The sequence below is a fragment of the Palleronia sp. THAF1 genome (assembly GCF_009363795.1).
Classification (GTDB): Bacteria; Pseudomonadota; Alphaproteobacteria; order Rhodobacterales; family Rhodobacteraceae; genus Palleronia.
The window spans coordinates 2553196-2567400 of record NZ_CP045420.1 but is presented as its reverse complement, the minus strand read 5'-3'; the positions used below and the strand labels follow the sequence as shown (position 1 = coordinate 2567400).

General features: G+C 63.0%; 13 protein-coding genes. 6 read left to right on the top strand and 7 right to left on the bottom strand.

Features of this window, described 5'->3' with window-relative positions:
- Positions 1-49: 49 nt before the first annotated feature.
- From FIU81_RS12725 to FIU81_RS12715, 3 genes are all read right to left on the bottom strand, one after another.
- Entirely contained in the window at positions 50-826 is a 777-nt protein-coding gene (locus tag FIU81_RS12725) for an SDR family NAD(P)-dependent oxidoreductase (protein ID WP_124110711.1), read from the bottom strand.
- A 147-nt stretch (positions 827-973) separates the two neighbouring features.
- Positions 974-1594: a 30S ribosomal protein S4 gene (gene rpsD, locus FIU81_RS12720; protein WP_124110712.1), complete on the bottom strand. Its 621-nt coding sequence runs from the start codon at positions 1592-1594 to the stop codon at positions 974-976.
- Between the two features lie 195 nt (positions 1595-1789).
- The gene (locus FIU81_RS12715; RefSeq protein ID WP_124110713.1) at positions 1790-2872 is read right to left on the bottom strand and encodes a Hint domain-containing protein; all 1083 of its coding nucleotides are present in this window, start codon (positions 2870-2872) and stop codon (positions 1790-1792) included.
- Positions 2873-3014: 142 nt separating this feature from the next.
- Here FIU81_RS12715 and panC point away from each other — a divergent pair, with 142 nt between their 5' ends.
- The 3 genes from panC to FIU81_RS12700 all read left to right on the top strand — a co-directional run bounded on the left by panC (position 3015) and on the right by FIU81_RS12700 (position 5636).
- A complete protein-coding gene (panC, locus tag FIU81_RS12710) occupies positions 3015-3899 on the top strand; it encodes a pantoate--beta-alanine ligase (RefSeq protein WP_320414777.1) in 885 nt (294 codons plus the stop codon).
- Positions 3899-4714 (top strand): 3-methyl-2-oxobutanoate hydroxymethyltransferase, encoded by an 816-nt coding sequence (gene panB / locus FIU81_RS12705; protein ID WP_124110714.1) that lies wholly within the window; start codon positions 3899-3901, stop codon positions 4712-4714. The genes panC and panB overlap by 1 nt, the downstream gene beginning before the upstream one ends.
- Before the next feature lie 145 nt (positions 4715-4859).
- Positions 4860-5636 (top strand): hypothetical protein, encoded by a 777-nt coding sequence (locus FIU81_RS12700; protein ID WP_124110715.1) that lies wholly within the window; start codon positions 4860-4862, stop codon positions 5634-5636.
- On the opposite strand, the gene FIU81_RS12695 is transcribed toward FIU81_RS12700, so the two are convergent.
- Positions 5578-6564, bottom strand: coding sequence for a 2-hydroxyacid dehydrogenase (locus FIU81_RS12695; protein ID WP_124110716.1), 987 nt, complete (start codon positions 6562-6564; stop codon positions 5578-5580). The two genes, FIU81_RS12700 and FIU81_RS12695, sit on opposite strands and share 59 nt — an antisense overlap.
- A 109-nt stretch (positions 6565-6673) precedes the next feature.
- On the opposite strand from FIU81_RS12695, the gene FIU81_RS12690 reads away from it, so the two are divergent.
- Positions 6674-7204, top strand: coding sequence for an SH3 domain-containing protein (locus FIU81_RS12690; RefSeq protein ID WP_124110717.1), 531 nt, complete (start codon positions 6674-6676; stop codon positions 7202-7204).
- Between the two features lie 47 nt (positions 7205-7251).
- On the opposite strand, the gene FIU81_RS12685 is transcribed toward FIU81_RS12690, so the two are convergent.
- The gene (locus tag FIU81_RS12685) at positions 7252-8943 is read right to left on the bottom strand and encodes an acyl-CoA dehydrogenase family protein (RefSeq protein WP_124110718.1); all 1692 of its coding nucleotides are present in this window, start codon (positions 8941-8943) and stop codon (positions 7252-7254) included.
- 163 nt (positions 8944-9106) lie between these two features.
- Here FIU81_RS12685 and FIU81_RS12680 point away from each other — a divergent pair, with 163 nt between their 5' ends.
- Positions 9107-9871: a sulfite exporter TauE/SafE family protein gene (locus FIU81_RS12680; protein WP_124110719.1), complete on the top strand. Its 765-nt coding sequence runs from the start codon at positions 9107-9109 to the stop codon at positions 9869-9871.
- Positions 9872-9921: 50 nt separating this feature from the next.
- Here the strand turns inward: FIU81_RS12680 and FIU81_RS12675 are convergent, their stop codons facing one another.
- Complete coding sequence (locus FIU81_RS12675) at positions 9922-11496, bottom strand: hypothetical protein (protein WP_124110720.1); 1575 nt, start codon at positions 11494-11496, stop codon at positions 9922-9924.
- Positions 11497-11605: 109 nt separating this feature from the next.
- A complete protein-coding gene (locus FIU81_RS12670; protein WP_124110721.1) occupies positions 11606-13204 on the bottom strand; it encodes a phosphoenolpyruvate carboxykinase in 1599 nt (532 codons plus the stop codon).
- Between the two features lie 291 nt (positions 13205-13495).
- Here FIU81_RS12670 and FIU81_RS12665 point away from each other — a divergent pair, with 291 nt between their 5' ends.
- Positions 13496-14197, top strand: coding sequence for a response regulator transcription factor (locus FIU81_RS12665; protein ID WP_124110722.1), 702 nt, complete (start codon positions 13496-13498; stop codon positions 14195-14197).
- Positions 14198-14205: the final 8 nt, after the last annotated feature.

Sequence of the window (14205 nt, the reverse complement as noted above, 5' to 3'; positions counted from 1 at the left end):
GGCGTCTTTCTAGCGAGGGTTGCACCACAGGGCTAGCGTCCAGACTGCGTTACTTTGCCTGTGACTTTTTGATCTGCTTCAGCAGCAGTCTGCGCGGAACGAAGGGCACAAGGAAGTTCATCGCGACGCCCAAAGCGGCTTGATTATGGGCGACCAGCTTACCGTCCATCATCGCGTCGTAGCCGATCTTGGCGGTCTCGGCGGCGGTCTTGCCCTTTTGCCTGGTCAAGCCGGTGCCGTGCAGGTCGGCGCGGTCGGCGAATTCGGTCTCGACGTAGCCGGGCGTCAGCACCGTGCAGGTCACGCCACGGTCGCGCAGCTCTTCATCCAGCGCTTGGCTGAACGAGTTCACGAAGGCCTTGGTGGCGAAATAAACGGCTTGGTTCGGGCCGGGAATGAAGCCGGCGGTCGAGCCGACGTTCAAGATACGCCCACGCCCCGACTTTGCCATCGCGCCGCCGATCCGGTGGCACAGGGTGACCAGCGCCTTGACGTTCAGGTCAATCATGTCTTGCTCGTCACTCAACTCGCGGTCGATGTGCAGGCCTTGCCCGCCGAAGCCCGCGTTGTTGATAAGAACGCCGACGGAGTGTCCGTCCGCTTCGATCCGGTCGGCCAAAGCGTCGGCCCCACCTGGCGCGCCCAGATCAGCGGCCATGAGGTGGACAGTGACCCCATGCGCCTGCTCCAGCTCTGCCTTCAGGGCGTTCAACGCCTCTTCCCGTCGCGCAACGACGATCAGGTCGCCGCCCTTCGCCGCGTGATATCGCGCGAGCTCGCGGCCGATGCCGGACGACGCTCCGGTGATAAGGGCAAGATCGGTCATGGTGGCGGCTCCGGTTGGGGTGACACTCAGCTACCTAAGGTCGGCAGTCAGGCCTAACAACGGGGCGCTGCCAAGACGCGCCAGCGACAAACAGCAAAAGGCCGCGCCACGGGGGCACGGCCTTCGCAATTCGATAACCAGAACAGCTTAGTTCTGGGCGTAGTATTCGATGACCAGATTCGGCTCCATCTGCACGGGGTAGGGCACATCGCCCAGGCCCGGGGTGCGGGTGAAGGTGGCGGTCATCTTGGAGTGATCGACCTCAAGGTAGTCGGGCACGTCACGCTCGGGCAGACCGGCGGCTTCCAGCACGATGGCCAGCTGCTTGGACTTGGCGCGGACCTCGATCACATCGCCTTCCTTCACGCGGTAGGAGGGGATGTTGACCTTGCGGCCGTTCACCGTGACGTGGCCGTGGTTCACGAACTGGCGTGCGGCAAAGACGGTCGGCACGAACTTGGCACGGTAGACGACGGCGTCCAGACGCTGCTCAAGCAGGCCGATCAGGATCTCACCGGTGTCACCGCGACGGCGCTCTGCCTCGGCGAAGATGCGGCGGAATTGCTTCTCGGTCAGGTCGCCGTAGTAGCCCTTCAGCTTCTGCTTGGCGCGCAGCTGCAGACCAAAGTCCGACACCTTACCCTTACGGCGCTGACCGTGCTGGCCGGGGCCATATTCACGACGGTTGACGGGGGATTTGGGACGGCCCCAGATGTTCTCGCCCATGCGGCGATCGAGCTTGTACTTGGCAGTCGTGCGTTTGGTCACGGCTGATCTCCTTCGTTATGTGGCCGCTTCATCTTGGTCCGAAAACCGGCATCCACTTTTCGGGATGAAGCGCGCTTGTGAAGGGCGTTGTCCTTTGCGCTTGCGCACCGACAGGCATCCCCTTGCGAGGGCCACCAACACCATAGAGCGGCGGCTTATAAGCGCGCGCTCAGGGGAGTCAACCGTTGTTGGGGATCAGGCGAATTGCCGCAGCGCCTGACGGCCAGCGCCGTCGTGAAACATGATTTCGGCTTCCGCGCTTTTCAGCATTCGGCGGGCGGGGGGGCCGTAGCCGTCAACGACATGGCCGGGATCGGGGATCGCCGCTTGAAGGGCGGTTCGCGCCGCATCCGGCATGTCGGACAGGTCGGCGTAATCGGGGTGGAAGCTTTCCGTCGCCATGCCGTTGGCCCAGACGATTTCGTGCCGGGGCAGCAGGATATGGTGGTAGGTCACGTCCCGCGCAGAGCGGTCGACCCCGATGCCGCACCGCCCGACCAGATCGGCGGCAGTCACAAGGACTTCGGGCGTGTTGAACAGCGCATGGGCCGCGGCCCCCTGTATCAACAGTCGATGATCGGGGGAGACCAGCAGATCGCCCCGGGGATCGCCCGCGCCGAAGGCGGCATTAGGAATGCGGACAGGCCGCAGATGCGGCAGGGCGTGCAGGCGCGCTCCGGAGTATTCGCGTGAACCGGTCCAGAGGATCGGCTGATCGCCTGCATCCTTGGTGCGCAGCGTGTCGCCGGGGCGCAGGTGTTCGACGGCGATGGGGCCGGTGGGCGTATCAAGCCGGGTGCCGGTGGTGAAACAGATGACACTGGGCGGTGCTGCGGGTCGTGCGCGCCGCGACGGCTCTGGCGCGGTCAGCACGTAAAGCTGCGCACCAGCTGGCGGCAAAGCCTCGGGGAAAACAATCAGCGGGCGTGCTGTCAGCTCCGTGCTCACAAGCGCGGCTGGAAAAACGCGGATGCCGTCGGTCAAGGAGAATTGCGTCTCGATGGCTGACGGTTCGAAGTCCAGTTCGTCCATATCCGCCACGGGTACCTGAGCCCGCCGCAAGATCTTGAACGCGGCGCGAGACGCACGGCGGCGCAAGTCGCGCCCGCCGATGGGATCGAGCAGCATCAGGATGCTGGAACTGCCGTCGATGCGCTGCGCCTCGCCGCTCCACGACCAGGCGGCGCCGATTTGCATCGCGGCTGGGGGGGCGCTGGACAGACCGTCAATCTCGGTCTGCGACCACGCCAAAACATATGTGCCGGGGGAACCCGCCATATTGAAAATATCCTGCCTCAAATTGCGGTCTGACGCCGCTTATGCGGATTCACATAACCCTCAGAGCAGCTTCCGCGAAGACCTTAATGGTGTCGCGAGCGTAAGCGTTGCTGTCCGTCCACAATCGCTGGCTTGGCCGAAGGTGGCGAAGTTGATAGCACGCGACGGAAAAGAGGGCGCGATGCAGGTCTGCGAGACGAAAGAAGAGCTTCGAAAGCAGCGGGCTGCGATGACGGGCCGTGTTGGGCTGGTGCCGACCATGGGCTATCTGCACGACGGCCACCTGTCGCTGGTTCGGGCGGCGCGGGAACAATGCGACCACGTCATTGCGACGATCTTCGTGAACCCCACGCAGTTCGGCCCGACAGAGGATTTGGACAGCTACCCCCGCGATGCCGACCGCGATCTGGCGCTGCTGCGGGCCGAAGGGGTGGACGCGGTGTTCCTGCCGACGCCTGCGCAGATGTATGCCCGCGATGCCGAAACCATCGTCGAGGCGACCGATCTGTCGCGCGTGCTGATGGGGCGTTTGCGGCCGGGCCATTTCCGGGGCGTGGCGACCGTGGTGACGAAGCTTTTGAACATCGCGCAACCCGACGCCGCGTTCTTCGGTCAGAAGGACTATCAGCAGCTGTGCGTCATCCGCCGCGTGGTCCGCGATCTCGATATTCCTGTCGCCATCCACGGGATACCGACGGTGCGCGAAGCCGATGGTCTGGCCATGTCGTCGCGAAATGTGCGGCTTGATACGGGGCAACGCGCAGCGGCGCCGGCGCTGTTCGCTGCCTTGCAGGCCGGGCAGGCGGCAATCGCCGAAGGGCGCACGATAGCGACTGCGCGGGCTCGGATGCGGACAGTTCTGTCGCAAGCCGATGGCGCAGACATCCGCTCAATCGATATCCGCGACGCCGAAGACCTGTCGTCCGTCACAGGTCGGCCCACGCGTCCGGTCGTGCTTCTGCTGGCTGTTCGTTTCGGCGACGTGCTACTGATCGACAACATCGTCGCCAGCCCGAAGGAGCCATGATGAGCACACAGAACGCCGCCCCCATCCGTCGCACCACCGTGCCGCAGATCGCCGCGCGCAAGGGCAAAGAGCCCATCGTATCGCTGACCTCTTACCACGCGCATACCGCCGCAATCGTCGACAAATATGCCGACTTCATTCTGGTGGGCGACAGTCTGGGCATGGTGATGCACGGGATGGAGACGACCGTCGGCGTGCCCATGGACCTGATGATCATGCACGGGCGCGCGGTGGTGCGGGGCACCAAGAGGGCGCTGATCGTCGTGGACATGCCCTTCGGCAGCTACGAAGAAAGCCCCAACGTCGCGTTCCGGAACGCAGCGACCATCATGAAAGAAACCCAATGCGGCGCCGTCAAGCTGGAGGGCGGCAAGCGCATGGCGAAAACCATCCACTTCCTGACCCAGCGCGGCATTCCCGTGATGGCGCATATCGGGCTGACGCCCCAAAGCTCGCACACGCTTGGTGGCTTCAAGACGCAAGGCCGCGACGAAGACAGCTGGCCGCTGCACATCGAGGACGCGAAAGCGGTGGCCGAAGCCGGTGCCTTCGCGGTGGTCGTCGAAGGTGTGGTTGAGCCTTTGGCGCAGGAGATCACGCGCGCGGTCGATATCCCCACCATCGGCATCGGCGCTTCGGCCCAATGCGACGGGCAGATCCTTGTGCTTGAAGATATGCTGGGGCTGGGGGACTGGGCGCCGAAATTCGTGAAGGTCTATGGGCGTCTTGGTGAGGAAATCGAGAACGCCGTCAGCGCCTACGCGGACGAGGTGAAATCCCGTGCCTTCCCCGGTGAAGATCACATTTACAAGTAAACGCCGGATTTTGATGCAACTCTGAGTCGGCTTTCCTCAGGCAATCGGATCAAAATCAACCTTGGGTTTAGATTTCGCCGCAATATTCACTTTCGGATGAGCGACTTATCGCTCAACTTCTACCGGATCGAATATTGGACTGCTGATGAGCGTCGTTACACGTTTTACCGAACTCTGCGCCGCTTTCAGGCTTACGGATGCCCAATTGCGCGTCGCCATCCAGACGGATGAAACGACGCGCTCGCATGCGCAGCTGTTGCGGCGCAATGCGGCACTTCTGGATCGGATCGAATGTTTTGTGCCCGCCTCCGTGCAGGAGTTGGACGAGATGATCGACTTCTTTGCGCGTCGACGCGTTGATGCGCTGCACACCTTCGGGCCGGGCCTTGATCGAATGAGCGAGACTTTGGCGCGCTACGACCGCGCCAGCCTTCCGAACGTCCTTGCGGGCGCAATGCGTTTCAGCCGACTGCCCGATCCCTTGCCGCCCACGATCGAAAGCGAGGATCTGGCGCGGATGGTCATGCGCGCGCCAACGCGGGTGGCCGCGATCGGGCCTGACAAACGCTATCTGGCTGTCAGCGCCGCGGCGGCCGAAGCGTATCGAACCACGCCTAGCCGCATGGCGGGCCGTCACCTGTTGGAAGTGATCGGGTGCGGTCACTACCAAGGCCGCGAACGTCAGAAGATCGAGCTTTCGTTCATGGGGCGACCGCAGGATTACGTTATCCAGTCTGAGAGTGAGAATGGAGCAAGTTTGGACACCCGTGTCAGGATGCAGGTCGTCGAAGATCGAGCGGGTCGACCCTACGCTACGCTGCGCATCAGTGATCCTATCGCTGACAAGACCGGATTGCGCGCGGTTATAGATCGCCCGGCACAACCTGATCGGGCGGGCGATGGCCGTCTGCGAAGGTCTTGATGTTGATGATAACCTTCTCGCCCATCTCCAGCCGCCCTTCGACGGTGGCCGAACCCATGTGAGGCAGCAGCACGGTGTTGGGTGTGTCGCGCAGCTTGGGATTCACCTCGGCCCCGTGTTCGAACACATCCAGGCCAGCGCCGGCGATTGCACCGTCGGCCAAGGCACGAGCCAAAGCGTTCTCGTCGATCACCTCCCCGCGAGAAGTGTTCACCACCACTGCGGTCGGCTTCATCAACGCGATGCGGCGGGCGTTCAGCAGATGGAACGTGGACGGCGTATGTGGGCAGTTCACGCTAAGCACATCCACGCGGGACAGCATGTGATCCAGGCTTTCATGGTAGGTCGCACCCAGTTCGTCGGCGATACGATCCCGCACGGGGCGGCGGTTGTGGTAGTGGACCTGCATCCCGAAGGCATTAGCCCGTCGCGCGACCGCCTGCCCGATCCGCCCCATGCCCAGAATACCGATACGCCGACCGGAAATCCGCCCGCCCAGCAAGGCGTTCGGGGCCCACCCGGTCCATTCGCCCGCGCGCATCGTCTGCAAGCCTTCGGGCAGGCGACGGGTCACGGCCAGTACCAGCGCCATAGTCATGTCGGCGGTATCGTCGGTGGACGCGCCGGGCGTGTTCGACACCAGAATGCCGCGCTGCCGGGCTGTCGCCACGTCGATGTTGTCCACGCCCGATCCGTAATGCGCGATCAGTTTCAGCCGCTCTCCCGCGCGGGCCAGCAAACGGGCGTCGATCTGGTCGGTCACGGTGGGCACCAAAACGTCGGCGCGCCCGACGGCGTCGATCAGCTCGTCGCGGGTCATCGGCGTGTCGTCTTCGCGCAATGTGACGTCGAAGAGTTCCGCCATCCGTGCCTCTACGGGCTCGGGTAACCGTCGCGTGACGACAACACTCGGACGCTCAGCGGGCATGGGGGTCTCCTTGGCAGTTGGCTTGTGGCGCGACGTGGCGCAAGTTGAACGCGAACGGGGCGTGGCACAAGCCGAAGACCCCGGAAATGCAGGCGGTCGGAGCAGGACCATGAAACGATTTGCGATCCGCGTGGCCTTGGCTGCGTGTCTTTTGTCGAATCCCGCCATTGCGCAGGACGCCGCCGAGGTGACGCAAGTGACCGCCGTTCAAGCGCGGGGTGCGGTGACCAACCTGCCGCTGCCCCGCTTCGTGTCGATGAAGTCGACGGAAGGCAACGTGCGGCGCGGTCCTTCGCTGAGCCACCGCATCGACTGGGTGTATCGCCGTAAGGACCTGCCCTTGCAGATCACGGCGGAATACGAGCACTGGCGCCGGGTCGAGGATCGCGACGGGCAGGGCGGCTGGGTCCACTATTCGCTGCTGTCCGGCGTGCGCACCGTGCTGATCGAAAGCGAAGAAGCTGTTCTGCGCGCCCAGCCCGACGTGCGCGCGCCACAGATCGCTGTCGCCAAGCGTGGGGTCGTTGCCCGGATCGATGAATGCGGCGTGGCGTGGTGCCGGATCCGCAAGGACGGCCACCGTGGCTGGATTGAAAAAACGGCCCTGTGGGGCGTCGGACCGGACGAGGTCATCGAGTAGCCGCACGCGACCCCTTTGCTCGCCGGACACTCTGCACATCACTCGGTTCAGTTGCTGCGCGTGTCCAGGAGGCGGCGCGCGATCACCTGTGCCTGGATCTCTGCCGCGCCTTCGAAAATGTTCAGGATGCGCGCATCGCACAGAATGCGGCTGACGCTGTATTCCAGCGCAAAGCCGTTGCCGCCGTGGATCTGAAGCGCGTTGTCCGCGGCAGACCAAGCGATGCGGGCGCCCAGAAGCTTGGCCATCCCCGCTTCGACGTCGCACCGGCGTCCGTTGTCCTTCTGGAAGGCCGAGAAGTAGGTGAGCTGTCGTGCCACCATGATCTCGACTGCCATCATCGCCAGCTTGTCGGATACGCGCGGGAAATCGATCAGCGATTTCGAGAACTGCTTGCGGTCCTCTGCATAGCGCATCGCCACATCCAGCGCGGATTGCGCAACGCCGATGGCACGCGCGGCGGTCTGAATGCGCGCGGACTCGAACGTCTCCATCAGCTGCTTGAAGCCTTTGCCCTCTTCGCCGCCCAGAAGGTTCTCGCCCTTCACGGCAAAGCCGTCGAAGGCCAGCTCGTATTCCTTCATGCCGCGGTAACCCAGCACTTCGATCTCGCCGCCGGTGATGCCGGTGTCGGGGAAGGGGGCTTCGTCGGTGCCGGGCGTCTTTTCCGCCAAGAACATCGACAGGCCGCTGTAGTTCGTCGTGCTGGGATCGGTGCGGGCCAGCAGCGTCATCATATGCGTGCGAGCGGCGTGGGTGATCCATGTCTTGTTGCCGGTGACGGTCCAGTCGTCACCATCCTTGACCGCGCGGGTGCGCAGCGCGCCAAGGTCGGATCCGGTGTTCGGTTCGGTAAAGACGGCGGTGGGTAGGGTCTCGCCGCTGGCCAGTTTGGGCAGCCAGTGCTGCTTCTGCTCTTCGGTGCCGCCGCAGATGATCAGTTCGGCGGCGATTTCCGAGCGCGTCCCCAGAGAGCCGACGCCGATATACCCGCGCGACAGTTCTTCGGAGACAACGCACATGGAGGCCTTGGACAGGCCGAAGCCGCCGTATTCTTCGGGGATGGTCAGGCCAAAGACGCCCAGTTCGGCCATCTCGTCGATGATTTCCATCGGGATCAACTCATCGCGCAGGTGCCAGCCGTGAGCGTGCGGCTCTACCCGGTCGACGCTGAAGCGGCGGAACTGCTCGCGGATCATCTCCAACTCTTCGTCCAGCCCAGAGCGGCCCACCGTGATCTCGGCGCTGCGCTCGCGCATCAGGGCGACAAGGCGCGCGCGCGCGGCAGGGGAGTTGCCTTTTGCGATCAGCGTGTCGATGGCCGGGGTGTCCAGCGGAGCGGCGTCAATGCCCAAGGCAGACAGGCGCAGGATCTCGGTCTGCGACATGGGGATGCCGCCCTTGATCTGCGCCAGGTATTCGCCGAACGCGATCTGGTGCAGCAGGGCCTCGACCTCTCCGAATGTGCCTTCGGCGGTCAGCTTGTCGGCCCATGCCTGCATCTGGCGCAGGGCTTCGGTGTAGGTGGCCAGCCAAGACAGCCCGTGCGCGGCATGCTGTTCGGCTTCCAGGGCAGAGGCAGAGACGCGCCCGTCGATCACAACGCAGTCGCGCAGGGCAGCGGTGGCGCTGTGCTGCAACGCCTCGACCACGGGAACGGCTTTCGCGGTCAGCGTCAGAAGATCGTCCAGCAGTGTGGCGGCGGGCGTTTCGATGCGGTCCTGTCCGTCATGGGGCATGGGCGTGGCTCCTGTTTCTGCAGTTGCGAGAGGAGGTAGCGCGCGCAGAATGGCCGCGCAAGATGATTTCGCAAAACATGCCTAGAAAGACCGAAAATGACGCAGCGGATTTCAGCATGAATTTTTCCTGTGCTCCGCAATTGGATCGCGTAAGGCCTTGGCCATGATGCTTGACCTACTGCCCCCCGTCACGCTGGCGCTTGCTATAGCCATCACATTCTTCGCGGGGTTCGTGAAGGGCGCGGTGGGATTCGCCATGCCGCTTATCATGATTTCCGGTCTGTCGATGGTGATGGACCCACTGCTTGCGCTGGCCGGGCTGCTGATCCCGACGGCGGCGTCGAACCTGTTGCAGGTGTTGCGAGCAGGCCGGGCAGAGGCCTGGGACGCCCTGCGCGGCTTCTGGCGCTTCATCGCGGCGGTCTGCGTGATGGTGTTCGTCTCTGCGCAGATCGTGACAGCGATCCCCGCGCAAGGGATGTACCTGTTCATTGGCGTGCCGGTGCTGACGATGTCGTTGCTATTGTTGTCGGGCTGGCAGATTCGGATTGCGGACGCCTATCGTTTGCCCGCCGACCTTGGGATCGGCAGTCTGGCGGGGTTGATCGGAGGGATCTCCGGTGTGTGGGGGCCGCCGACCGTTCTGTACCTGCTGGCCTTGGACACGCCGCGCGCGCGGATGATGGCGGTGCAGGGTGTGGTTTTTGGGCTGGGCGGGCTTATGCTGCTGGCCGGGCACCTGAACTCTGGCGTTCTAAACGCGCAGACCTTTCCTTTTTCGCTCTTGCTGATGGCGCCAGCGGCGCTGGGCATGTGGGTCGGGTTCCGCATGGGAGACCGGCTTGATCCGGCGCGGTTCCGGCGGTGGACCCTGGTGGTGCTGGTGGTCGCGGGCGCGAACCTGATCCGGCGCGGGATCATGGGCTGAATGTAAAAAGGGCACCCGAAGGTGCCCTTTTCGTCCCGTCATCGGCTGGCTTAGTTGCCGACGCTGACTTCGGTGTCGTCGGACAAAGCAAGGCTGCTGTCGTACTCGAAGTCCGATGCGCTTTCGATCTGCTCTTCGGTCATGTCCTGAAGCACGATGTTCTCGCCTTTGATCGTGACGTCGGACAGATTCACGGGCACCTGCGTCTGGCCAAGGCCAAGGAAACCACCCGAAGACACGACAAGAACAGTGTTGCCGTTGTCGTCGATGATCGCGTCGGGCGAACCAAGGTCTTCACCGTTTGCGGAAATCACCTGCATCGACATCAGATCGCTGACCATCATGGTCGAGCCTGAGGCCATCGCACCGGCTTCCGCCTGATCGGTCGCTTCCATGTCCTGATCGGTCGCTTCCATGTCCTGATCGGTCGCTTCCATGTCCGAGCTTTCGGCAGAACCGGTATCGCCATCGGCCGCGGTGTCGGCTTCGGCGTCTGTGCTGGCTTCGAGTTCAGCCGGAACGTCTGTATCGGAACCTTCAGCGGCCATTTCGCCGTCCGCACCTTCCGAGTCGCTCATCGCGGCGTTGGACTGCTCGCCATCCGCGTTGGACTGCTCGCCGTTCGAAGCGTTCGAAGCCTGCTGCTCGCTCTGACGCTGCTCACGCTCTTCTGCGGTCTCGAACGTCACTTGCGGATCGCCCGACTGTGTCAGTTCGATGGTCGGCTCTTGCGCAAAGGTCACGTCGACGGTGGGATCGGCGCCTTGGTAGGATACGGTTGGCTCACCGCCGCTGTTCACCTGAACCTGCGGCTCGTCGTTCGACGTCACGACCTGAACGGTCGGCTCGCCGACAGAGCTGCTGACATTGCCACCGGCAGCCATTTCCTCATCGTCGGCAGACGTCATGCCCTCGCCATCGACCTCGCCGTTGCCGCCATCCGACGAATTGCCTGCGATGTTGAGGTCGACGGTCGGATCAGGCTGCGTAACGGTGATATTCGGCTCGCCCTGCGTAACCTCGACCTGCGGATCGCCTTGGCTGACGCTGACGGTCGGGTCCTCGGTCAGGATATAGACGTTCGGAGCGGGGATGTTCACGCGCACGATGATCTCGGGGATCTCGATGCCGACGGTGGGCTGCTGCTGCTCGATCTCGACTTCGGGCGCGGCGCTGTCGACGGTGACGCTCGGGGTGGCGGGGGTAACGCTTACCTCTGGCCCGGGCATTTGGACGTCGACGTTGGGATCGGCGACAGAGGCCTGCGCAACGGCTTCGACATCGACCTCCGTTTCGGCCGTCACTTGCTCGGACACCTGCTCGGAGTCGCTGGCAGAAGCTTCGGCGCTGTCGGACGCCTGCGCGGCGCTTTCCTCGGAAAGCTGCACGACTTCTTCGGTCAGAGCATCGCACTGTTCGGCATTGTCGGCCTCGATGGCGGACATGACGCGATCCATGCCGTCTTCCAGGTTCGCATCCATCGCGGCTTCGCCAAGCTGGACGCACTCGTCAGACTTGCCAGACAGCATATCCTCGGTGATCTGAGAGTCTTGCGCGAAAGCAAAACCCGTCATGGGCAGCGTCAACGCGGTGCCGAGAAGCAGATTTTTGGTGGTGATTTTCATCTTTGTAACCCTTGTTACCATTAACGCGACGCAACAACGCCGCCACACTCCATCAAGAGGTGACGGCGCAAAGGGTTCCCGATTTTGTGATCGAAGGGTGAGGGCGCGCCTAGCCCAACGCGATCGCGCGCACGTCGTCGTCGATGTGGCTGTCGTATTGGGCGAAATTGTCCGCGAACATGTCGACCAATTTGCGAGCCTGCGCATCGTAGGCAGAGGGGTCGCCCCAGGTGCGCCGCGGATCCAGCAGCAGGTCGGGCACGCCCGACACACTGGTCGGAACCTCGAACCCGAAGTTCGGATCCTTGCGGAACGGCGCGTCAGCCAGACTTCCGTCTAACGCGGCGGTGAGCAGCGCGCGGGTCGCCTTGATTGGCATCCGGCTGCCATCGCCGTAGGCCCCGCCGGTCCAGCCGGTGTTCACAAGCCAGCAGGTCGCGCCGTGCTTGGCGATCTTGGATTTCAGAAGCTCGCCGTAGACTTCCGGACGGCGCGGCATGAAGGGCGCGCCGAAACAGGTGGAAAAGGTGGGCTGGGGTTCGGTCACGCCACGCTCGGTCCCGGCGACCTTGGCTGTGAAGCCCGACAGGAAGTGATACATCGCCTGCGCCGGGGTCAGTCGCGCAATCGGGGGCAACACGCCGAACGCATCGCAGGTCAGCATGATGACGTTTTTCGGATGGCCACCAAGCGCACTTTCGGAGGCATTAGAAATATAATGCAGCGGGTAGGCGCACCGCATGTTCGCCGTCAGGCTGTCGTCTTCGAAGTCCAGCTTCCGGCTGTCCTGATCGTAGACCATGTTTTCTATGATCGTCGCAAAGCGGTGGGTGGTGGCGTAGATCTCGGGCTCTGCCTTGGGATCGAGGCCGATGGTCTTGGCGTAGCAGCCGCCTTCGAAGTTGAAGGTGCCGCGCTCTGACCAGCCGTGCTCGTCGTCGCCGATCAGGATGCGACCCGGATCGGCCGACAGGGTGGTCTTGCCGGTTCCCGACAGGCCGAAGAACACGGCGGTGTCCACAGGGTTGCCTGGGGCATGGTTGGCCGAGCAATGCATCGGCATGATGTTCTTCTCGGGCAAGATGTAGTTCAGCAGCGTGAAGACGGACTTCTTGTTCTCGCCCGCGTATTCCGTGCCCGCGATCAGGATCGTCTTGTCGTCCATGTTGATGGCGATGACGGTGTCGGATCGGCAGCCGTGCCTGTCGGGGTCGGCCTTGAAGCTGGGACAGTTGATGATCGTGAAGTCGGGCGTGAAAGCGGCCAGGCTTTCCGCATCGGGACGGCGCAGCAGGTGACGGATGAACAGCGAGTGCCAAGCCAGTTCCGTCACGACCCGCACGTCCAGGCGGTGCGCGGGGTCTGCGCCGCCGAACAGGTCCTGCACGTAGTAGTCGCGACCCTTCATGTGCTCCAGCATGTCGGACTTGAGCTGCCCGAAGGCGTCAGGCTCCATCGGGGGATTGTTTTCCCACCAAATCGTGTCCTCGACCGATGGAGTGCGGACGACGAATTTGTCCTTGGGCGAGCGGCCGGTGTGCTTGCCGGTAGAGACCAGCAGCGTGCCACCGCGCCCCAGCTTGCCCTCGCCCGCCGACAGGGCCGCTTCCATCAGTTGCGGCTCGCTCAGGTTATACCGCACGTGGCCCAGCCCGCTGATACCTTGCGTCTCAAGGGTGTGATCGGGGTTCACGCGGCCGTCGGTCATGGGGTGCATCCGTATTATTGTTGCGCGGCAGGCGCGCCTGAGGTGCGGATTGTTATCACGAACCCCAGCCATGGCTAAAGGGTCGTTAGCGCAATCTGCCAGAAGTTAACGCCACCATGTGCCACCTGGTGCGGCAATTAAGTCAACATCAACTGCATTCTGGCAACGATGTGGCAGGAGTGCGGCGGTGATTCGCGAAATCTGTTGCCATCGGGGGATCGAGCCGGAATGATAAGGAAAAAATTAAGAAACCTCAGGCAACACTACATCGCGCAGTAAAAGGACAGTCACATGTCGAGAATTGCTCTCGTCGACGACGACAGGAACATCCTGACGTCCGTCGCCATGACTCTTGAAGCCGAAGGCTTCGAGGTCGAAACCTACAATGACGGTCAGCAGGCGTTGGATGCGTTCAACAAGAAACTTCCGGACATGGCCGTGTTCGACATCAAGATGCCCCGGATGGATGGCATGGATCTGCTTCAGCGGGTCCGCCAGAAAACGCAGATGCCGGTGATCTTCCTGACCTCCAAGGACGATGAGATCGACGAAGTTCTCGGCCTTCGAATGGGCGCGGACGACTACGTCAAGAAACCGTTCAGCCAACGTTTGCTGGTCGAACGCATCCGCGCGCTGCTGCGGCGCCAGGAAGTCATCGGCGGTGATGAGCCCACGGCGGCAGAAGCCGGGCAGGTTATGACCCGTGGCCAGTTGAACATGGACCCCGCGCGCCACTCGGTCAGCTGGAAGGGCCGCGACGTGTCGCTGACTGTCACCGAGTTCCTGCTGTTGCAGGCGTTGGCGCAGCGACCGGGCTTCGTGAAGTCCCGCGATCAGCTGATGGATGTCGCCTACGATGATCAGGTCTACGTCGACGACCGGACCATCGACAGCCACATCAAGCGTCTGCGCAAGAAGATGCGCTCCGTCGACGATGAGTTCTCGGCGATCGAGACGCTCTACGGCATTGGCTACCGTTACAACGAAGAGTAAGCTCGTGG